A 19630-nucleotide genomic window follows, 5' to 3' on the forward strand; every position below is an offset into this window, starting at 1 on the left:
GTGCTTGTGGCCCCGTACCATCAGGGGTTGTGGGGTTGAGCGCGCGCATGCCGGACCTGGCTTCCCTGGAGGTCCTTCTCGCAGTGGCTGGAGCAGGGAGTTTGAGCGCGGCGGCGCGCGAGATCGGCCTGACCCAGCAGGCCGTCTCGGCGCGGATGGCGGCGCTGGAGAGACAGACCGGCGTGCGCCTGGCCACCCGCACGACCCGCGGCGCCGAGCTCACCCCGGCCGGTGTGGTCGTCGCGCAGTGGGCCGACCGGCTGCTCAGCGTCGCGCACGAGGTCGACGCGGGCCTGTCGGCACTGCGCGACGACACCCGCAGCCGCATCCGGGTCAGCGCGAGCCTGACGGTCGCCGAGCAGCTGCTGCCGAGTTGGCTGGTCAGCCTGCGGGCCGATGCCCAGCGTCGCGGCGTCACCCCGGTGCAGGTGGTGCTCGAGGCGACCAACAGCGAACACGTGCTCGAGCGGGTGCTGGCCGGCGCGGCCGACCTGGGTTTCGTGGAGGGACCGCACGCGCCGCGCGGCCTGCGCAGCCGGGTCGTGGCGCACGACGAGCTGGTGCTGGTGGTGCCGCCGGATCACCGCTGGGCCCGCCGCAAGAACGGCATCGACGCCGAGGAGCTGGGTCAGACGCCGCTGGTCACCCGCGAGGCCGGGTCCGGCACCCGGGAGTCGCTGACCGCCGCGCTGCGTCGCGTTCTCGGTGTCGGCTTTCGGCAGGCGCCGGCCGCGCTGGAACTTTCCACCACCGCTTCGGTGCGCGCCGCGGTGCTGGCCGGCGCCGGTCCCGCGGTGATCAGCCGGCTCGCGGTCGGCGACGATCTGCTGGCCGGGCGGTTGCGGCACGTCCCGGTGACCGGCCTCGCCCTGCGCCGCGATCTGCGCGCGGTCTGGACCGGCGGCCGCGCCCCGCCCGCGGGTGGCGTGCGCGCATTGCTGACACACATCGGGGCGCCACGGTGATAGACAGTCAACTATGTCGTTTCGCCGCTCGCTCGTAACAATCCTGCTCGTCGCCGTCGCCCTCGCAGTGCCACAGGCGCCGGCCTCCGCCGCCACCGCCGGTCCGAAGACGGTGATCGCCAACCTGTTCGAGTGGAACTGGTCGTCGGTCGCCGCCGAGTGCACCACCTTCCTCGGCCCCCGCGGCTACGGCTATGTGCAGGTCTCGCCGCCGCAGGAGCACGTGCGCGGCCAGGAGTGGTGGGTCGCCTATCAGCCGGTGAGCTATCAGATCGAGTCGCGCAAGGGCACCCGCGCGCAGTTCCAGGCGATGGTCAACGCCTGCCACAACGCGGGCGTCAAGGTGATCGTCGACGCGGTGGTCAACCACATGGCCAACACCGACAAGAGCGGGCCGGGCTGGGCCGGAAGTGCCTGGTCACACTATGACTACCCGGGCACCTATCAGACGCAGGACTTCCACCACTGCGGCCGAAACGGCAACGACGACATTCAAAACTACAACGACCGGTACGAGGTGCAGAACTGCGAGTTGGCCAACCTGGCCGACCTGAACACCGGTGCCGATTATGTGCGCGGGCGACTCGCCGGATACCTCAACGACCTGCTCTCCCTCGGGGTCGACGGCTTCCGGATGGACGCGAGCAAGCACATGGCGGCCGGTGACGTCGCGGCGTTGAAGGCGAGGCTGAGCCGGCCGGCATACCTGGTGCAGGAGGTCATCTTCGGCGCCGGCGAGCCGATCACCCCGACCGAGTACACCGGCAACGGCGATGTGCACGAGTTCCGCTACGGCAAGGACCTGGCCCGGGTCTTCCGCAACGAGCGGCTGGCCTACCTGAACAACTTCGGCGAGGGCTGGGGATATCTGCCGGGCAACGTGGCGAACGTCTTCGTCGACAACCACGACACCCAGCGCGACACCCCCGGCACCCTCACCTACCGCGACAACGGCCTCTACGCCCTGGCCAACGCGTTCATGCTGGCCTGGCCCTACGGCTCGCCGACGGTGATGTCGAGCTACGAGTTCGGCAACCGTGACCAGGGCCCGCCGTCGGACGCGTCCGGGCGCACGAACAACAGCACCTGCTTCACCGGCGGCTGGCGCTGCGAGCACCGCTGGCAGGTGATCGCGAACATGGTCGGCTTCCGCAACGCGGTCACCGGCACCGGCGTCGTCAACTGGTACGACAACGGCTTCCAGCACATCGCCTTCGGCCGTGGCAGCGCCGGCTACCTGACGATCAACGACGAGGACTTCGCGGTGGCCGGCCGCTCATACCAGACGAACATGCCGGCCGGCCGCTACTGCGATGTGATCCACGGCGAGCGTTCGGGAAGCACCTGCACCGGCCCGATCATCACGGTCGACGCCGCCGGCTGGTTCCGGGCCGACGTGGTGGCCCACGACGCCATCGCCATCCACGCCGGCGCTCGCCTATGAGGCCGGCTCCCGGTGCAGGGTGAAGCTGAAGTCGCCGGATGCCTTGCCGGTCAGGCGGTCCTTCGATCTGAGGTCCCCGGCGGCGATGAGCTTCCGCACCTCGGATCGGGACACCTCCAAGCCGGCCGACAGCAGTGCGGTCAGCCTGATCGGGATCTGCTGGACGAAGTGGACCGAGGTGTCGATCACCTCGGCCGCCGAGAGGTCGGCCGCCGTCCGCTGCACGATCCACGCACCCTCCCAGTCGAGCGTGACGCCGTTTCGGCGCAGCAGTCCCGGGTCGCGCAGCAACTTCGCCGCGAGTTCCAGGTCGTTGTCGTGGAATCGGGTCAGAGCCGCCGGATCGATGGCGCGCACGTGGGCGCGTTCCAGGACGGTCAGCTTGATGGTCTCCCCGCATCCGACGCAGAGCGCCAGGAGCCAGACGTCGAGGAGTTTGTGGTTCGCGTTGATCCGGAACTTTCCGTGTGCGCGGTACTGCGCCGACGCGCAGCTCAGGCAGCGGCGACGGATGAGCGGGAGGCCGGTCGGGCGCACCAGCCACTGCGTGGTGATTTGCCGTGCTGTTCTGTTGTTGGACACCTCGGTGGATACCGATCTGCTGCGACATCTGCGTGCGGAGACGACGCTCCGCGGAGAGGTCCGCGCATGGCGAAGGAGCGAGTGGCGGGCCGCGTGTCAGGACGGCGCGCCGCTCTCGCTGTGGACCATGCGGGAGGTCAGTGCAGTGAATGTCTCAGCTGGTGTACAACGGCCCGTCCTCGTTCGGCACCCGGAACGCTGCGAACGCTAACAGCGGGCGACCGCCCAACTCCATCGGTTATCGGGTGCTACTCGTGCGCCGTGCAGGGATCGAACCTGCGACCTACCGCTTAAGAGGCGGAAGCTCTACCGCTGAGCTAACGGCGCGTTGCGGAGGAGGGCGGGGTCGAACCGCCACGGGTGATTAGCCCCAACCGTTTTCGAGACGGTGGCCGGCGCCGGCTGTCGGCTGGCTCCTCCAGAACCGCGTCGGGTTGGCCGGATTCGAACCGGCGGCCTCTCGGTTCCAAACCGAGCGCGCTGACCAAACTGCGCTACAACCCGTCTCTGTGAAGAAAGAACGCGGAGGGTGCAGGGATCGAACCTGCGCAGGGCGAACCCTGTCGACGGCTTAGCAAGCCGCAGCCTTCCCACTCGGCCAACCCTCCATCAAAGCTGAGGATCGTCCGGGCCGGCGGGGGTAGCGATTCCCCCGCCGGCCCGGCCCTCAGCGCGGTGCCAGCTGTGCCCAGCTGGGGGCCCAAGGCTTGGCCCGCAGCGGCATCCCGGCCTCGGCCGGGGTCCGGTCACCCTTGCGCTGGTTACACCGGCCGCACGCGGCGACGGTGTTGAGCCACGTGTTGGCTCCGCCGCGCGAACGCGGCACGACGTGGTCGATGGTCGAGGCCGCCTTGCGGCAGTACGCGCAGCGCCGCTCATCGCGGACCAGCACACCCTGCCGGGACCAGGCCGGTCCGCGGCCGTAGCGCCAGCGCGTCACCACGTAGGCCACCAGCCGGACCGCCCGTGGCATCGGGAAGACCCCGATCACCTGGTCCGGCTCGGCCTCGTGGACCTCGGCGACCCGGCGGCAGAGCATCCGGATCGCGTGCTTGAGGCTGACCCGATGCAGCGGGCCGAGGTCTGCATTCAAAACCAGCACCGCGGTCATCGGGCCCACCTCCTTTCCTGGAATCGTTCACGACAATGCACGGGCGGCAGGATTCGAACCTGCAACCTTCGGATTTGGAGGCCGGTGCTCTAGGCCGTTGAGCTACACCCGTAAGCAATTTCGGATCTGAAATGGGTACAAAAAAGCCGCCCTCACCGGGGCGGCGCAAACGCAGATCTTGCCGCGCCTACCCGCTCCACCGCACCAGCTCAGAGGGCTTGACCGTCGACCACGGGGATGACATAACGGTTCAACTCCTCTCAATGTGTGCGGTGTGTTGCCGAGATCCAGGATGGCCGACTCGCTCCCTGTCGTCAACGCTTTTCGCGCGCCGGATAAACGGTATGAGCAAAGTGAGATCTACCAGTATCGATCACCCGTCGTTACGGTGTGCGCACCCGCACAGCTCCACCCCTGAAGGAGTGACCGGATGAATCGAGCCCTCGCCACCGCCGCCGCCGCGGTCATGCTGCTGCCCGTCGGCGTTCTGGTCGCAAGCCCAGCCATCGCGAAAGCCCCCGCTCCCCAGCCGACCGACGCCGCCTCGCCCGCCATGCTCGCCGCCATGCAGCGGGATTTCGGCCTGACCCTGGACGGCGCGCGTGATCGCATCGCCAAGGACAACGCTGCCGGGCGTACCGAACTGAAGTTGCGCAAGAAGCTCGGGCCGGCCTTTGCCGGCGCCTGGCTGACCGCCGATGCCAAGTCGTTCGTCGTGGCGGTCACCGATTCCGCCAAGGCCGCCGAGGTCACCGCGGCCGGCGCCACCCCCAAGCTGGTCGGCCGCAGCGCCGCGAAGCTCGACGCGATCAAGGCCGTGCTCGACCGGGCCGCGGCCAAGGCGCCGCCCACCGCGGTGCCCGGCTGGTATGTCGACGTCAAGACCAACACCGTGGTGGTGCAGGCCCGCGGCGGCACCGCGAAGGCCAAGGCCTTCGTCAAGGCCAGCGGTGCGGACGCGAGCGCGATCCGGGTGGAGACCACCGCGGAACAACCACGGACGCTGTACGACGTGCGCGGCGGTGACGCCTACTACATCGGGGGTGGGCGCTGCTCGATCGGCTTCGCCGTGAACGGCGGCTTCGTCACGGCCGGCCACTGCGGCAACGCGGGCAACGCGACCTCCGGCTACAACCAGGTGGCCCAGGGCAGCTTCCAGGGCTCGTCCTTCCCGGGCAACGACTACGCCTGGGTCTCGGTCAACGCGAACTGGACGCCGCAGCCGTGGGTCAACAACTACGCCGGCGGCAACGTGACGGTGGCCGGTTCGACTGTGGCCGCCATCGGCGCGGCGATCTGCCGCTCGGGCTCGACCACCGGCTGGCGCTGCGGCACGGTCCAGGCCTACAACCAGACGGTCAACTACGCGCAGGGTACGGTCACCGGCCTGACCCGCACCAACGCGTGCGCCGAGCCCGGCGACTCGGGCGGCTCCTGGCTCAGCGGTCAGCAGGCGCAGGGTGTCACGTCCGGCGGTTCCGGCAACTGCACCTCCGGCGGCACGACCTACTTCCAGCCGGTCAACGAGATCCTGTCGGCGTACGGCCGGACGCTGCTCACCGGTAGCGGCACCCCGCCGACCGAACCGCCACCGGGCGCCTGCACCGGGTACGAGTTCACCGTGACCGGCTCGCTCTCCAGCGGCGCCAGCGTCTATCAGCCGAACGGCAGCTACTACTACTCGGCCGGCTCCGGCGCGCACCGTGGCTGCCTGGACGGCCCGACCGGCACCGACTTCGACCTGTACCTGCAGAAGTGGAACGGCGCGAGCTGGTCCGTGGTGGCGCAGGGCATCACCGAGGCGGCCGACGAGAGCGTGACCTACAACGGCTCGTCCGGCTACTACCGCTGGCGGGTGCACGCCTACAGCGGCTCCGGCTCCTACTCGCTCGGCTACACCAACCCCTGACGTTTCTCCGGCGTTCCGTCCGCATCGCTCTCCGCGGTGCGGGCGGTTCTCTTTCTCTCGCCATCGCGGAGGTTCAAACCCGCCACCGGCGCGCGCACCGATGGCGGGGCTGAATCGTCGGCCTTCACCACGCCGGGCGACAACGGCACCGGCGAGACCGACTGGGTGCTGGTGCTGACTACCTGAGGATGGTCTCGCAGGAGAACGGCACGTCGGCCGCGTCGATCAGGCAGGTGTCGGTTCCGATGTCACCGTCGGCGATCTCCCCGGTCACCCCGTCCTTCACCTCGAGCCGGTCGTTGCCGCCCTCCCCGCGCAGGGTGTCCCGGCCGGTGTCGCCGACCAGGGTGTCGTCGCCGCCACCGCCGTTGAGCCGGTCGTCGCCGGCAAACCCGAGGAAGATGTTGGCCAGCGACGAGCCGGTCAGCGTGTCGGCGAAATTGCTGCCGTAGATGAGTTCCACGTCGGTCTGGATGCTGTCCTGCTCACCGGGGACGCCGTCGTTGAAGACGTTGTCGATGGTCACGGTGACCCCGGCGGTCGAGTTGATGTAGCTGACGATGTCGAGGCTCCCACCGCCGGAGAAGCGGTCGTTGCCGGGGCCGGCGTTGAAGACGTCGTTGCTCGGTCCGCCGTTGATGATGTCCTGGCCGAAGCCGCCGTCGAGCACGTTCGCGGCCGGCGACGGGCCCGCGTTGATGGTGTCGTTGCCGGAACCGCCGCGCAGGTCGCCCCGCACGTTCGCGGTCTTGGTGATGGTGTCGGCGAACTCGGCGCCGTTCACGATGACCGTGGTGAACGTGTCGAGCGGGCAGAACACCGCGGCGCCGGACTGGGTGCAGCCGATGCCGGCGCTCAACGACTCGCCGGACGCGCTGATCAGGACCGCTGTCGAACCGGACGGCGCGACCAGGACGGTGTGGCTCATCCCGGTCGACATGGTGGCCACGATGTCCTGGCCGCTCTTGAAGACCAGGCCGGACGCATAGGCCGGCGCGGCGAGCAGAGCGGCCGGGAACACCACCGCCCCGGCCGTGACACCGACCCAGCGGGCGACCCGGGCTTTGCTGATCGACTTCATGATTCCCCCACCTCTCGAAACCGCACTTGCCGGTCGAGCGTCGCGGCGCGGCGGTGCGGGCGGGGAGATCCCGGACGAGTTCGGACGGCTCCTGTCAGGTTTCCAACGCCGCCGCCTTGCGCAGCAGGACGTCCCGCTCGCGCTCGTTGCGGCACAAGCGGGCGGCCAGTTCCAGCTCGGCCCGCGCCTCTCCGGTGCGGCCCAGCCGGGTCAGCAACTCGCCGCGCACGGTCGGGACCAGATGTGATCCGGGCAGGCGGTCGGTGGCGACCAACTCGTCCACCATGGACAGAGCCGGCTGCGGGCCGTGTGCCATGGCGACCGCGACCGCCCGGTTGAGCTCGACGATCGGGGACGGCGCGACCCGGCCCAGGGCTTCGTAGAGCAGCACGATGCGCTCCCAGTCGGTCTCCCGCACCGAGGGCGCCGACGCATGGCAGGCGGCGATCGCGGCCTGCAACCCGTACGGTCCGAGGCCGCGACCGACCGCGGTGGCGCGACCGATCGCGGCGAGCCCGCGGCGAATCGCCGAGCGGTCCCACAACCGCCGATCCTGGTCCTCGAGCAGCACCGCCGCGCCGTCCGGCCCGGTGCGGGCGGGAAATCGCGCGGCGGTGAGCTCGAGCAGCGCCAGCAACCCGGACACCTCGGGCTCGTCCGGCGCCAGCGCCACCAGCATCCGGGCCAGCCGGATCGCCTCCGCCGCGAGATCGATCCGCAGCAGCCGGTCGCCGGCGGTGGCCGTCGAGCCCTCGGTGAAGATCACATAGAGCACGCTCAGCACGCCACCGAGCCGCTCGCGGCGCTCCTCGGGCGGCGGCACCTCGAACGGCACGTTGGCCGCGCCGATGGTCTTCTTCGCCCGGGTGATCCGGGCCTGGATGGTCGGCACCGGCACCAGGAACGCGCGGGCGATCTCCTCGCTGGACAGGCCGCCGACCGCGCGCAGGGTCAGCGCCACCCGCGCCTCGGGGGACAGCACCGGGTGGCAGGCGATGAACATCAGCGCGAGCACGTCGTCGTCCAGCCGCTCGGGATCCCACAGCTCGTCGGTCGCGCTCTGGTCCAGGTCGTTGGCGAGCAGGGCGTACTTCTGGTCCAGGGTGTCCCGGCGGCGGAAGGCGTCGATGGCCCGGCGGCGCGCCGCGGTGATCAGCCAGCCCACCGCGTTCGGCGGCACGCCGTCCCGGGACCAGGAGACCAGCGCCTCGGCCACCGCCTCCTGGGCGGCGTCCTCGGCGAGCTCGAAGTCGCCGGTGTAGCGGGCCAGCACCGCGACGATCTTGGCGGACTCGATGCGCCACACCGCCTCGACGGCCCGCCGAGCCGCAGCGGCAGCGGCGGGACCGTCCGGGGCGGCGTACATCAGAGCTGCCCGGTGCGCTCGCGCCAGGCCTTCTCCCGGATGATCCACTCGTTGTCCTGCGGGAACTCGTCGATGGTCGGCACCCGGCGGATCTCGCACTTGGAGCCGGGTGTCGCGGGGGCGCGCTTGGCCCACTCGATCGCCTCCTCCTTGGTGGCGACGTCGAGCAGCCAGAAGCCGCCGAACAGCTCCTTGGTCTCGCCGTAGGGGCCGTCGGTGACGACCGGGGCGCCGGCGGTGTAGTCGACCACCACACCCTGGCTGGGGTCGTCGAGGCCCTCCATGGCGACCACCACGCCCGCCTTGATCATCTCCTCGTTGAAGCGACCCATCGTCTCGAGCATCTCCTCGAACGGGGTCTTCATCATCTCGGCCACGGACTCGTCGGTGCCGCGCATGATCAACATGTACCTTGCCATCGTCGTTCTCCTCGCGAATCGGGCCGCTTGTCGACCCTCTCACCCACAGGTCGAACGGCCGGCCACGAGGATCGACAACACCGGAAAAGAAAATCTAGTCGATCGGCCAGCTCTGCCAGGCCTTGAGGACCGGCGCCAGCGACTCCTCCTCGAAGGCCAGGTGCTCGAGCAGGTGGTCGGACAGCGTCTCCAGGGCCTTGACCAGGTGTTCCCGGTCGGCGGCCGCGTCCAGCCGGGTGGCGGTCTCCTCGATCTCGTCGAGCAGGTCGGAGACCACGCGGTGGTCGGACTCCAGGCGGTCGACCGTGGCGGTGAGCTCGGGCGCCGATCGGCGCACCGCCGGGAAGAGCGCGACGTCCTCGTTCCGATGGTGGTGATGCACGAAGCTGCAGTAGGTCAGGCAGTTGACCCGCAGCTGGAACAGCGGACCCTGGCTCTGCAACCGGCCCAGCCCGGCCCGCACCTCGGTCGTGGTGGCACCGCCCGCCACGTCGGCCGCGAGCTGCCGGACGTCGGCGAGATCGCGCCGCAGGCCATTGTGCACCCACTGCAGCTGGCGCAGCAGCGGGTTGTCGTCGAGCACGCCCATGATCTGCCCTTCACTTCAACGGTGAAGTCAAACGTAGCACGCGTCACTTCACCGGTGAAGTCATGGCTAGAATGGGCGGATGCGGTGGCTGAGCGATGAGGAGACGGACGCCTGGATGGGCGTGGCCGGCATCTTCCTGCTGCTGCCGCCGGTGCTCGACGCGCAGCTGCAGCGCGACGCCGGGCTCAACATGTTCGAATACTTCGTGCTCAGCGTGCTGTCCGTCGCGGACGACCGCACGCATCGGATGAGCGACCTGGCCGAGCTGACCAACGGCTCGCTGACCCGGCTGTCAAACGCGGCCAAGCGCCTCGAGCAGCGCGGCTGGATGCGCCGTGAGCCCGACCCGCAGGACGGCCGCTACACCAACGCGATCCTCACCGACGCGGGTTTCGCGGCGCTCGAAGCCGCCGCGCCGGGGCACGTGGAGACGGTCCGGCGGTTCGTGATCGACCCGCTGACCGCGGCCCAGGTGCGGGCGCTGGGCGCGATCGGCCGCCGGATCACCGCGACGATCAACCCGAGCTCGAAACTGGACCGCAGAGCCGAAAGCTAGATCTTGCGGTAACGGGCCGCGATGACCGAGTAGAGGCCGTAGGCGCCGATGCCGAGCGCGGTCAGCGCCAGCAGCCAGGGGCCATAACTCTGCTCGGCCAGTTCGCTCAGCGCCGCATCGAGACCGCGAGCCTTCTCCGAGTCGTACTGGATGGCCGCGACCATGAAGAGGACGCCGGCGATGGCATAGGCGCCGCCCTTGGCGGCGTAGCCGACGATGCCGAGCCGCTTGGTGAGCCGGCGCATCGAGGCGTTCATCTGGCCGGTCTTCAGGTGCTCCAAGAACTTCTCGCGGATGCCGTAGACCACCAGCCCGGCGCCGATCGCCGCGACGATGATGCCGGCCAGCGCCACGGTGAACCGGCCGCCGCCGGAGGCCATCAGGTCCTCGCTCGCCTGCTGCTGGGTGTCGGCGCTGGACGCGGACTTGCCGCGCAGCACCTTGATGCCGTTCCAGCACAGATAGGTGTAGAAGGCGGCGCGCGCCCCGGAGACGATGCGCGCGGTCAGCCGCTGCCGGCCGCGCTGGTCACGGTGACCGACGATCGCCTCCAGCACCTGCCACAGGATCATCGCGATCAGGCCGATCACGACCAGCGTGATCAGGAACGTGCCGAACGGCTTCTCGGCCAGGGCGTGCAGCGCGCCGGACTGGTCGCCGTCGGTGGACGAGCCGTCGAAGGCGATCTGCACGATCAGCCAGGCGAAGAGCAGGTGGATGACGCCGTACCCGACGAGACCGCCGCGGGTCAGCCGGTCCAGCCAGGTGCTGTCGGCGGCGCGGGAAGCGGCGCCGCGGGCTTGCCGGTGTACGGAGGACATGGCCCCTGCCTTGACCCACCAGCGCTTTCGGTAAACACCGGGCCTAACTGATCCGTACGTTCTGGAAGGACGCGCTGCCGTTGAAGGCGTTCAGGCCGAGCAGGCCCGAGGCGTACGCGGTGTCGGTCGCGTCGATCACCGGCACGCCGTTCAGCAGCACCCGCAGGCTCGGACCGCGGGCGATCACGGTCAGGTGGTAGGTGCGGCCGGGCACGATCGGCGTCGCGTACGTGGCGATGTCGCGTCCCGGCCGCCACAGCTTGACCAGTCCGCCGACATCCACGTTGGCCGTGTAGTGCTGGGTCGCGTCCGCCGAGGCCCGGAAGGTGAGCGCGGCGGCGACCCCGTTCACCGGCCGGACGTCGGCGTCGTAGGTGAAGTCGGCGCCGGTCGTCCCGCTCAGCAGGAACGCGTCGCCGGGCGCCTGCGCGTACACGCCGCTGCCGGGCGCCGTCCAGGTGCCGCCGGCCGGCCGCCACGGCCCGGCCAGGTTGGTGCTGAATCCGGGCGCGTCCCGGGTGATGTTGCCGACCACCGCGCTGCCGCCGAAGACGTTCGCGCCCGCCCGGCCGCTCGCCAGCGCGGTGTCCTCGGCGTCGATCACCGGCACGGTCCCGTGATCCAGGAAGACCCGCAGGCGCGGCCCGGCGGCCACCACTTTCAGGTGATAGGTGCGGTCCCGGGCGATCGGCGTCGCGAAGGTGGCGATGTCGCGTCCCGGCCGCCACAGCTTGACCAAGCCGGCCGCATCCACGTTGGCGGTGTAGTTCTCGCGGAAGGTCAGCCCGGCCGCCGCCGCGTCTCGCAGCCGGATGTCCGCCTCATAGGTCCCGTCGCCGCTGATCGTCGAGTTCAGGTAGAAGCCGTCACCGGCCGCCGCGCCCTGTTTGCCGCCGGCCACGTCGGTCCAGGTGCCGCCGCGCGCCGACCAGGTGCCGCCGAGGTTGCCGGTCAGCGTGGATTCGCCGACGCCCCAGGCCGATCCGAGCCGGTCGAAGCGCAGCGACACGAGCCGCACCGAGCCGCCCTCCGCGAAGGCCTGAATGCCCTGCGCGCCGGAGTCGAAGCGGACCACGTCGCTGACCGACAGCTCGCCGTTGTTGCCGAACACCTCCAGCTGCCCGCGGTCCACCAGCACCCGCATCGTGACCCGGCCGTTCACCGGCGTGAGCGGCGCGCCGTAGAGCGTCTGCGCGGCCCGGTCATAGGCCACCGCCCGATCAGAGCTCCCGTCCGCGCGGGTGTGCAGCTTCAGCCCGAACCGCGTGGCGGTGGCCGAGGCCACGTCGAACTCGGCGGTGATCTCGTAGGTGTCCGCGCTCGCCGGCGACAGGGGTGTGGCCGGGGTGATCGTCCGATCGGCCAGCGTCACGGTCCCGGACCTCAAGGACCCCAATTCCTCGATCGGGGTACGGGTCAACCGCACGCCGTCCGCGAAGGTCTTCAGCCTCAGCTCCGCCGGGAACGTCAGGTTGCCGCTCCACGTGCTGCCCCGCGAGGCCGGCTGCCACACCGTCTGGATCGTGCGCCCGCGCGGGTCACCGAGGAACGTCTGCCCGGCATAGAACGTGCCGCCGGCGTCGTTGGCGCCGTAGTCCATCCGCCGCACCGGCGTCCGCGGCCGGAACGTGGTGCCGTCGAAGTCCCCGGTCACATATTCGCCGCTCGCATCGGTCAGCACCCACGGCTGGTTCGCGGTGTTGCCGTCCACCGGCAGCTGGAACATGTCCGGGCACTCGAAGAACCAGCCGGCCGCATAACGGCTGCGCCAGGTCCAGCTGAGCAGATTCGTCGAGGTGTAGAAATCGGCGCCGTTGCCGCCGCCGTCCGACCACATCACCATCACCCAGCGGCGGGACGGCGCGTGCCAGAACACCTTCGGGTCGCGGCTGGTCCCGTTCGGCACGGCCACCTTGCGGCCCGCCGCGTACGTCTGGAAGGTCTTCGCGCCGTCGAGGCTGTAATGGATGATCGCGCCGTTGGTGCCGGAGAAGACCAGGATCGGGTCGTCCGCGCCGCTTTTCAGCCCGGTCACATTTGCCGTGTCCACCACGCCGTTGCCGGACCACAGGTCGCCCGGGTGCACGCCCGGCTCGAGCGCGATCGGCTGCTGCGTCCAGTGCACCAGGTCGGTGCTGGTGGCGTGCCCCCAGTGCATGGTGTCCCAGTCCAGCCCGTGCGGATTGTGCTGATAGAAGAGGTGGTATCGGCCGCGGTACCAGAACGAGCCGTTCGGGTCGTTCATCCAACCGGCCCGCGAGCTGAAGTGGAATTGGCCGCGGAACGCCTCGTCGTAACCGGTCGCCGGATAGGGGAATTCGGGGTAGTCGGCCGGGATGCCGGCGGCGGCCGGGCGCGCGGGCGTCAGCACGACGGCGATCAATACCAGGGAAAGAAATCCGGCCAGTCGTCGCCCGCGTGTGCGCATCTTCGCAGCATAGGCAGACATCAATGCCTTGACCAGAATTGATACATCCCTCCGACGCATGGCCGTGACCGGTCAATCGGTGGTTGCCGGCCCGCCGCCGCTCCTATGGTTCGAGGCGATGACCATGCAGGGAGCACTCGAGCGCAAGCAGATGACCGCCGCGGCAATGTGGACGGTCGCGTGTGCCGCGTCCGCGCCGCTGGTGGTCCAGCAGGGATCGATTCCGGCCGCGTACGGCAGCACGCACGTGCTCGGCGTACCCCTGGTCTTCGTGATCGCCGGGGTGGTCGTCGGCCTGCTGTCGGTGGGCTATGTCGCGATGGCCCGCGCGGTTCGGCATCCGGCCGTCTACTACGCGGCGATGAGCCGTGGACTCGGCCGCCCGGTGGGAGTCGGCGCCGGCATGGTCGCGCTGCTGGCCTACAACACCATCCAAACCAGCCTGTACGGCTTCGTCGGCTGGCAGCTGGCCGACGTGTTCGGCGGCCAGTGGTGGATCTGGGCGCTGGTCGTGGTGCCGGTGGTCGCGGCGTTCGGCATGCGCGGCATCACCCGGCTGACCGCGGCGCTGGCCATCGTCCTGGTGTTGTCACTGCTGATGGTGCTGCTGTCCAATCTGGCCGCACTGGCCAACCCGGCGGCCGGCCTCACCCTGGACGGGTTCCGGGCGTCCGGTCTCACCGGCGGGGTCGGCGGCGCCTTCGCCTATGCCATCGCCTCGTTCATGGGTTTCGAGGCGGCCGCGACCTTCTCCGAGGAGGCGCGCGGCCGGCACGCCCCGGGCAAGGCGGTCGGCGCGGCGCTCGCCTTCCTGGTGGTCTGTTATGCGCTGACCGCCTGGACGACCAGCGTCGCGGCCGGCGCCGGGGAGGTGACCAGCTCCCCGATCGACCCGATGGCGGTCTTCGACGAGCAGTTCGGGCCGCTGATGCCGCCGGTGGTGCGTCTGGTGCTGATCCTGGCGGTGGTCGCCTCGATGATCGCCCTGCACTCGATCTGCGCGCGCTACGCGTTCGCGATGTCCCGCGAGGGTGTCCTGCCGATCTGGATGCAGAGCACCGGCAGCGGCACCCGCACCGGCGCGCCGGTGGCCGGGTCACTGGCCCAGAGCGGCGTGGCGGTGCTGGTGATCCTCGCCTTCGCGGTGCTCGGCACCGATCCGCTGGCCTCGCTGTTCGCCTATTTCTCCGCGCTCGGCGCGCTCAGCCTGCTGCTGTTGCTGCTGCTCACGTCGGTCGCCGCGCTGCGTTATCTGCGCACCAACGGGCCGGACCCGGTCGGTGTGTGGGTGCACTCGGTCGCGCCGGTGCTCGGCCTGTGCGGCGGGGTGGTCGTGGCCGCCCTGATGATCTTCAACGTGGATGCATTGCTCGGCACCGGGCCGGGCTCGACGGCGCCGATGCTGATCCTGCTCGCCGTCGTGATCGTCTTCCTCGGCGGCCTGACCTGGGGGCTGGTGCTGCGCAACCGCATCGGCTACGAGCAGATCGGCTTCGGCACCCCGGACAAATACAGCATGGTCAACGATCGCCTCAGCAAGTTCGAGCTCTGAGGGAGACACCGTGACGCATTCCTTCGAGATCAGCCGCGGCCGCCACCACGAGGAGACCGGCTGGGACCTCTCCTGCGACCTGCGCGGCGCCGTGGTCGACCGGCTGATCCAGGCCAACCTCACGCACTCCCGCCTGGCCGCCGAGCACCGGGGCACGGCCGACGCGCTCAGCGCCCACGCCCTGGTGCTGTTCTCCACCGACCGCACGGCCTATCCGTTCCGGCTCTCCACCGCCGTCCGGCTGGACGACGAGGAGGAGGACGGCGAGGACATGCTGGAGATGCTGCACAAGGTCGCCGCGCACGCGGTCACCCGGATCACCGCGGCCCGCCGCCGTGGGCAGCGCTGGGAGCCCCGCGAGCCGGTCACCGGCATCGTCGGCACCAGCGAGGAACGCACCTGGGAGCACGCGTACGTGGGACTGGCGGTGTCCACCCTGGACCGTCCGCAGCTGCCCTGGCGGGAGGCCCGCCGGGTGGTGCAGCGCGACGACGCGCTGCGGTTGCCCGGACAGGGTTTCATCTATCTGTTCGACGGCACCGCGGTGCACGTCGAGCGCGGCGCGATGCTGGGCCCGCTGGCCGGCGCGCACCGGATCGTCGCCAACCGGCTGGTGCGCAGCCCGACCGGGCACGGCGTGCGCCGGGACAGCGAGCTGATGCTCGACCCGCTCGGCGAGCACGAGCTGGCGCCCTGGCCGCACCTGCGCGCGTTGCACGAAGTGCTGGCCGCCGCGTGACCTCGTCGGACCCGGCGTGGCTCGACGAGGCCGCGTCGCTGCTGTCCGGCGCGCCGATCGACGTAGACGCGGTGCTCGACGGTCTGCTCGCCCAGCGCGCCGCCCAACTCGACCGGCACTTCTTCTATCCGGTCGCCACCGACATCGACTTCAGCCGGCTGGACGTCTTCTACGGCAAGATCTGGAACAACATCGGCAGCCGGCTCTCCAGCCCGCCCGGCGGCAACCACACCAAGGCCGCCGAGCGGGCCGTGCTGGCTTGGGCGGCGGCCCTGTTCGGCTTCCCGCCCGCGGACTGGTGGGGCAACCTGACCACCGGCGGCACCGCGGGCAACCGGGCCGGTCTGCTCGCCGCCCGCGAACTGCTGCCGCCCGGTGCGATCACCTACTACTCGGCCAGCGCGCACTACAGCGTGCCCAAGATCCTGCACGAGCTCGCCATGCCCGCCGTGCAGATCTACGCCGACCAGCTCGGCGAGATGGTTTACGACCATTTCGCCGAGGCGCTCGACCCGACCCGCCCGGCCATCGTCAACGCGACCGCGGGCACCACGATGACCGAGGCGGTCGACGACCTGGCCCGGATCGGCAAGATCCTCGACTCGGCCGGCGCCGACCACCGGTACGTGCATGTCGACGCCGCGCTCAGTGGCATCCCGCTGGCCCTGGACGGCGCGCTGTGGACCGAGGGGGTGCACTCGGTGGCCATCTCGGGCTACAAGTTCTTCGGAGTGACGCACATCAGCGGCATGGTGCTCGGCCGCCGCGGCGCCTTCCGCCGGGAGCGGCACGTGCCCTACATCGCGTCGATCGACGACAACCCGAACGGCTCGATCGACGGCCTGCCCGCCCTGATGATGTGGTACGCCGTGGCGACACAGGGCAACGACGGCCTCCGCGCCCGCGCGCACGCCGCCCGTGGTCTGGCCGCCTATGCCGCCGACCGGCTCAACCAGATCGGCTACCCGGCCTGGCGGCACCCGCACGGCTTCACCGTCGTGTTCCCCACACCACCGGCGGACATCCTGCGGACCTGGCCGATCGCGAGCGACACGGACGGCTGGTCGCATCTGATCTGCATGCCCGGCGTGACCCGCGCGCAGATCGACGCGTTCGTCGACGCGATGTGCGCTTCCTACAGGTCGTGCCAGGGCGTCGGCCGGGCGTTCTGAAGGACCGGCTCGGCGTTCTCCTCCTGGATCTCCTCCTGGATCTCCGACCACAGTGGCCGGCCGTGCGCCGGCGGGGTCCACTCCAGCTGGCGAGCCATCGCCGGTTCCGCGGGCGCGGTCGCCGCGGCCCGGGCGGGTGGCCGCCAGATCGGCGGCGGGCCCCACCAGATGACCCGGATCGACGTGCGATCGCGAGCCGGCTCGGCGGAGGGCAGCGCCCGGGGCGAGGCGGGCGCGGCGTCCGGGTGGTGGGTCGCGTTGGTCGCCGGTGCGGTGGCCAACAGCACCGCCGCGCCGACGATCACCACGCCGGCGGTCATGGCCGTCCAGTGCCAGCCGGGACGCACGGCGTCACCGAGGAAGACCAGCGCGATGGTGGACGGCGCGATCACCTCGGCGGCCCAGTGCACCGCGGTGACCGGCCCGACCTCGCCGTGTTGCAGCGCGTGCGCGTAGAGCATCATGCCGGTGCCGGCGAAGACCAGCAGCGCCAGCGTGAGCGGCTCGGTGCCGATGGCGATCACGGTGCCGAACGTGTCCAGCCCGGCGGGCACCGGCAGGGCGCGGCCGACCAGCGCGGCGCCGCCCAGCGACAGCCCGGCCAGCGCCGCGACCACGCCACCGGGAGCGCCGGTGTGGCCCGCGGTCCAGCCCGCGACGACCATGCCGACCGCGGCGGCGCAGAGCCAGAAGCGCAGCGTGTCCGACGTGACGACGTCTTCCTGCGGCCCCGCCGAGAAGCCCAGCGCGACCAGCGCGACGATGGTGACGACGACCGCGGCGACGTCACGTTTGCGCAGCCGGGAGGCGAGCACCAGCCGGGCGGCGACCACGGTGACCGCCAGCGAGCTGGCCAGGATCGACTCGACCACATAGACGGCCAGGTCGCGCAGCGCGATCATGGCGCCGACCCAGGCCAGGATGTCGCAGAGGATGCCGAGCAGATAGAGCGGGTGACCCATGGTCTTGACCGTGCCGGTGCTGCGGCGGGCGGCCACGGCCTGGAAGATCGACGCGGCGGCGTAACTGAACGCGCCGAAGATCGCGATGGCCAGCGCGACCCCGCCCGCGGCGGTCATCGCACTCGCCTACCGTGGTGACACTGGGTGTAATGCCTGGTCACGATCTGATAATAGGCGAGAGTTGATTATTCTCCTACCCGCAAAACCGAGATCGTGTCGTCGTCTCCGTTGGACACATAGGCCGTGCGGCCGTCCGGTGCCACGGCCAGGGTCCGCGGGCTGCGGCCGACCTTGATCGTCGCGGTCACGGCGCCGGTCCGGCCATTGAGGACGGAGATGGTGTTCGAGCCCTCGTTGACCACGTAGGCATGGGCGCCGTCCCGGGCGTACCCGACGGATTGTGGTTTTGTTCCGACCCGGAGCGGGCCGATTCGCTTGAGGGTGACCGCGTCGATCAGGTCGGCGGTGTTCGCGTCGTAGCCCGCGACCAGGATCTTCTTGCCGTCGGGGGAGAAGGCGACGCTGTGCGGGGAGCGGCTGACGTCGACCGACTTGATCAGCTTGTCGGTGCGCATGTCGATGATCGAGACGGAGTTCGACTCGTGGTTGGCGGTGACCGCGCGGCGCAGGCTCGCCGAGAAGGCGACCGCGTGCGGGTTGGGCGGTACCTCCACGCGGCCGTCCGGGCGCTGGCCCGAGGCGGTGAAGACGTCCACCCGGCCGCTGCTGTGGATCGGCACCCAGAGTCGCCCGTCCGGGGCCACGGACAGCGTGAACGGCTGCTTGCCGGTGCTCAGATATCTGCTGACCTTGCGGGTGGTGGCGTCGACCACGGCGACCCCGCTGCCGGTCTTGTCGTCCTCATACATCGAGACGAAGACCTGGCGGCCGTTGGCCGACGTGGCGACGAAGCGCGGGGTGTTGCGCAGCTTCACCGAGGTCACCTTGCGGCTGGCGGCGTCCACCACGGACAGCACCTTGGCGCCCTGATTGGCGACGTAGACCGTGCGGCCGTCCGGCGCCACCGCGACGCCTTCCGGTTCCTCGCCCACCTTGATCGTGGCCAGCACGGACGGTTTGCCGACGCTCCGGATCGAGCGGGCCAGCGGGACCTTCGGGACCTTCGCCGGCGCTTCCTTCGGCACGACCGAGGGTGACGGCGCGACGAAGGTCGGCGCCGCCACCGGCGTTGCCTCCCTTTCAAAAAGAGAGCCGTTCAGGGCCACCGCGACGCCCACGCCGGCCAGCACGACCAGCGCGGTCAGCCCGGCGACCAGCACGGTCAGCCCGACCCGGCGGCGCTTCGGCGGGGTGGTCAGGACGGTCACCCGGGACGCGGACGCGTCGGTGTCGGTGAACCACTCGTCGATGTCGGCCAGCGACGGCGAGCGTTCCTCGACGACCTGGCCGGTGACCCGCACGTCGGCCCAGCCGGCCGGGCCGCTCACGGTGACCGAGCCGTCCAGCCACTCCGATTCGGGGTGCCAGGCGATGCGGAGCTGGCGGCCGTTCAGCATGGCGCGCAGGCCGGGCCCGGCGGAGGTGACCTTCGCGGCCGCGATCGCCAGCGGCGGGCCTTCCACCAGCACGTCGGTGACCAGGGCCGGGGAGCCGGGCGGGACCTGACCGAAATCCACCAGCTCGGGGTGGACCCGCACGGTGGTGCGCTCGAGCATCGCGACCGCGGCGGCGGCCACCGTGCGGCTGTCGTCGTCGGTCAGGCGCTGCAGGGCCATCCGGGCGGCAGCGGCCAGCACGAGATCGTCACCGTTCGCCAGCCGGGCCAGCTCGTACACGCCCTGCAGGCGAGCCTCCCGGATCGGGCTGTCGATCTCGGCCACCAGCTGCGGCGGCAAGCCACGTCTACTCATCGTGCCCCCGAGATCAGCATGCAGTGACGACGACCATCGACGAAAGTCATCAGTCCGAAATTG

Annotated in this window: 18 protein-coding genes and 5 tRNA genes; 8 read left to right on the forward strand and 15 right to left on the reverse strand. The window is 70.4% G+C overall.

Features of this window, described 5'->3' with window-relative positions; genetic code table 11:
- The first annotated feature begins 47 nt into the window (after positions 1 to 47).
- Together ACZ6TI_RS06260 and ACZ6TI_RS06265 are read left to right on the forward strand one after the other, a co-directional pair.
- Entirely contained in the window at positions 48 to 965 is a 918-nt protein-coding gene (locus ACZ6TI_RS06260) for a LysR family transcriptional regulator (RefSeq protein ID WP_465344297.1), read from the forward strand.
- A 13-nt stretch (positions 966 to 978) separates the two neighbouring features.
- Positions 979 to 2409, forward strand: coding sequence for an alpha-amylase (locus ACZ6TI_RS06265; protein ID WP_465343915.1), 1431 nt, complete (start codon positions 979 to 981; stop codon positions 2407 to 2409).
- On the opposite strand, the gene ACZ6TI_RS06270 is transcribed toward ACZ6TI_RS06265, so the two are convergent.
- The 7 genes from ACZ6TI_RS06270 to ACZ6TI_RS06300 form a co-directional block, all read right to left on the reverse strand.
- On the reverse strand, positions 2404 to 2946 hold the full coding sequence (locus ACZ6TI_RS06270) for a DUF1062 domain-containing protein (protein ID WP_465343916.1): 543 nt from the start codon (positions 2944 to 2946) through the stop codon (positions 2404 to 2406). The two genes, ACZ6TI_RS06265 and ACZ6TI_RS06270, sit on opposite strands and share 6 nt — an antisense overlap.
- Before the next feature lie 300 nt (positions 2947 to 3246).
- Positions 3247 to 3318, reverse strand: a tRNA-Lys gene (locus tag ACZ6TI_RS06275).
- 4 nt (positions 3319 to 3322) lie between these two features.
- A tRNA-Ser gene (locus ACZ6TI_RS06280) sits at positions 3323 to 3411 on the reverse strand.
- Positions 3412 to 3420: 9 nt separating this feature from the next.
- Positions 3421 to 3495, reverse strand: a tRNA-Pro gene (locus ACZ6TI_RS06285).
- A 19-nt stretch (positions 3496 to 3514) separates the two neighbouring features.
- Positions 3515 to 3599, reverse strand: a tRNA-Ser gene (locus ACZ6TI_RS06290).
- Between the two features lie 59 nt (positions 3600 to 3658).
- Complete coding sequence (locus ACZ6TI_RS06295) at positions 3659 to 4102, reverse strand: HNH endonuclease (protein WP_465343917.1); 444 nt, start codon at positions 4100 to 4102, stop codon at positions 3659 to 3661.
- Between the two features lie 38 nt (positions 4103 to 4140).
- A tRNA-Trp gene (locus tag ACZ6TI_RS06300) sits at positions 4141 to 4214 on the reverse strand.
- Between the two features lie 318 nt (positions 4215 to 4532).
- Between ACZ6TI_RS06300 and ACZ6TI_RS06305 the strand changes: the two genes are divergently transcribed.
- Positions 4533 to 6011: a S1 family peptidase gene (locus ACZ6TI_RS06305; protein WP_465343918.1), complete on the forward strand. Its 1479-nt coding sequence runs from the start codon at positions 4533 to 4535 to the stop codon at positions 6009 to 6011.
- Positions 6012 to 6047: 36 nt separating this feature from the next.
- Positions 6048 to 6197 carry a hypothetical protein gene (locus tag ACZ6TI_RS06310; RefSeq protein WP_465343919.1) on the forward strand — a complete coding sequence of 50 codons (150 nt, stop codon included), beginning with the start codon at positions 6048 to 6050 and terminating at the stop codon, positions 6195 to 6197.
- Here ACZ6TI_RS06310 and ACZ6TI_RS06315 read toward each other — a convergent pair.
- The 4 genes from ACZ6TI_RS06315 to ACZ6TI_RS06330 all read right to left on the reverse strand — a co-directional run bounded on the left by ACZ6TI_RS06315 (position 6190) and on the right by ACZ6TI_RS06330 (position 9466).
- Complete coding sequence (locus ACZ6TI_RS06315) at positions 6190 to 7092, reverse strand: calcium-binding protein (protein ID WP_465343920.1); 903 nt, start codon at positions 7090 to 7092, stop codon at positions 6190 to 6192. The two genes, ACZ6TI_RS06310 and ACZ6TI_RS06315, sit on opposite strands and share 8 nt — an antisense overlap.
- Before the next feature lie 94 nt (positions 7093 to 7186).
- Positions 7187 to 8458 (reverse strand): RNA polymerase sigma factor, encoded by a 1272-nt coding sequence (locus ACZ6TI_RS06320; RefSeq protein ID WP_465343921.1) that lies wholly within the window; start codon positions 8456 to 8458, stop codon positions 7187 to 7189.
- The gene (locus tag ACZ6TI_RS06325; RefSeq protein WP_465343922.1) at positions 8458 to 8877 is read right to left on the reverse strand and encodes a YciI family protein; all 420 of its coding nucleotides are present in this window, start codon (positions 8875 to 8877) and stop codon (positions 8458 to 8460) included. Before ACZ6TI_RS06325 ends, ACZ6TI_RS06320 begins: the two co-directional genes overlap by 1 nt.
- Positions 8878 to 8971: 94 nt before the next feature.
- On the reverse strand, positions 8972 to 9466 hold the full coding sequence (locus tag ACZ6TI_RS06330; RefSeq protein WP_465343923.1) for a hemerythrin domain-containing protein: 495 nt from the start codon (positions 9464 to 9466) through the stop codon (positions 8972 to 8974).
- 79 nt (positions 9467 to 9545) lie between these two features.
- Here ACZ6TI_RS06330 and ACZ6TI_RS06335 point away from each other — a divergent pair, with 79 nt between their 5' ends.
- Positions 9546 to 10022 (forward strand): MarR family winged helix-turn-helix transcriptional regulator, encoded by a 477-nt coding sequence (locus ACZ6TI_RS06335; protein WP_465343924.1) that lies wholly within the window; start codon positions 9546 to 9548, stop codon positions 10020 to 10022.
- Here ACZ6TI_RS06335 and ACZ6TI_RS06340 read toward each other — a convergent pair.
- Positions 10019 to 10843, reverse strand: coding sequence for a DUF1206 domain-containing protein (locus ACZ6TI_RS06340; protein ID WP_465343925.1), 825 nt, complete (start codon positions 10841 to 10843; stop codon positions 10019 to 10021). The genes ACZ6TI_RS06335 and ACZ6TI_RS06340 overlap by 4 nt on opposite strands.
- A gap of 43 nt (positions 10844 to 10886) precedes the next feature.
- Positions 10887 to 13271: a glycoside hydrolase family 32 protein gene (locus ACZ6TI_RS06345; RefSeq protein WP_465343926.1), complete on the reverse strand. Its 2385-nt coding sequence runs from the start codon at positions 13269 to 13271 to the stop codon at positions 10887 to 10889.
- A gap of 118 nt (positions 13272 to 13389) precedes the next feature.
- Between ACZ6TI_RS06345 and ACZ6TI_RS06350 the strand changes: the two genes are divergently transcribed.
- From ACZ6TI_RS06350 to ACZ6TI_RS06360, 3 genes are read left to right on the forward strand one after another with little or no spacing between them, the layout of a single operon-like run.
- Complete coding sequence (locus ACZ6TI_RS06350) at positions 13390 to 14823, forward strand: APC family permease (protein WP_465343927.1); 1434 nt, start codon at positions 13390 to 13392, stop codon at positions 14821 to 14823.
- Between the two features lie 10 nt (positions 14824 to 14833).
- Positions 14834 to 15562: a hypothetical protein gene (locus ACZ6TI_RS06355; protein ID WP_465343928.1), complete on the forward strand. Its 729-nt coding sequence runs from the start codon at positions 14834 to 14836 to the stop codon at positions 15560 to 15562.
- The gene (locus tag ACZ6TI_RS06360; protein WP_465343929.1) at positions 15559 to 16734 is read left to right on the forward strand and encodes a pyridoxal-dependent decarboxylase; all 1176 of its coding nucleotides are present in this window, start codon (positions 15559 to 15561) and stop codon (positions 16732 to 16734) included. The genes ACZ6TI_RS06355 and ACZ6TI_RS06360 overlap by 4 nt, the downstream gene beginning before the upstream one ends.
- Here the strand turns inward: ACZ6TI_RS06360 and ACZ6TI_RS06365 are convergent.
- Together ACZ6TI_RS06365 and ACZ6TI_RS06370 are read right to left on the reverse strand one after the other, a co-directional pair.
- Entirely contained in the window at positions 16698 to 17813 is a 1116-nt protein-coding gene (locus tag ACZ6TI_RS06365; protein WP_465343930.1) for a hypothetical protein, read from the reverse strand. The genes ACZ6TI_RS06360 and ACZ6TI_RS06365 overlap by 37 nt on opposite strands.
- A 68-nt stretch (positions 17814 to 17881) precedes the next feature.
- On the reverse strand, positions 17882 to 19567 hold the full coding sequence (locus tag ACZ6TI_RS06370; RefSeq protein ID WP_465343931.1) for a YVTN family beta-propeller repeat protein: 1686 nt from the start codon (positions 19565 to 19567) through the stop codon (positions 17882 to 17884).
- Between the last annotated feature and the right edge of the window lie 63 nt (positions 19568 to 19630).

Source organism: Actinoplanes sp. NPDC051388 (assembly GCF_055586225.1).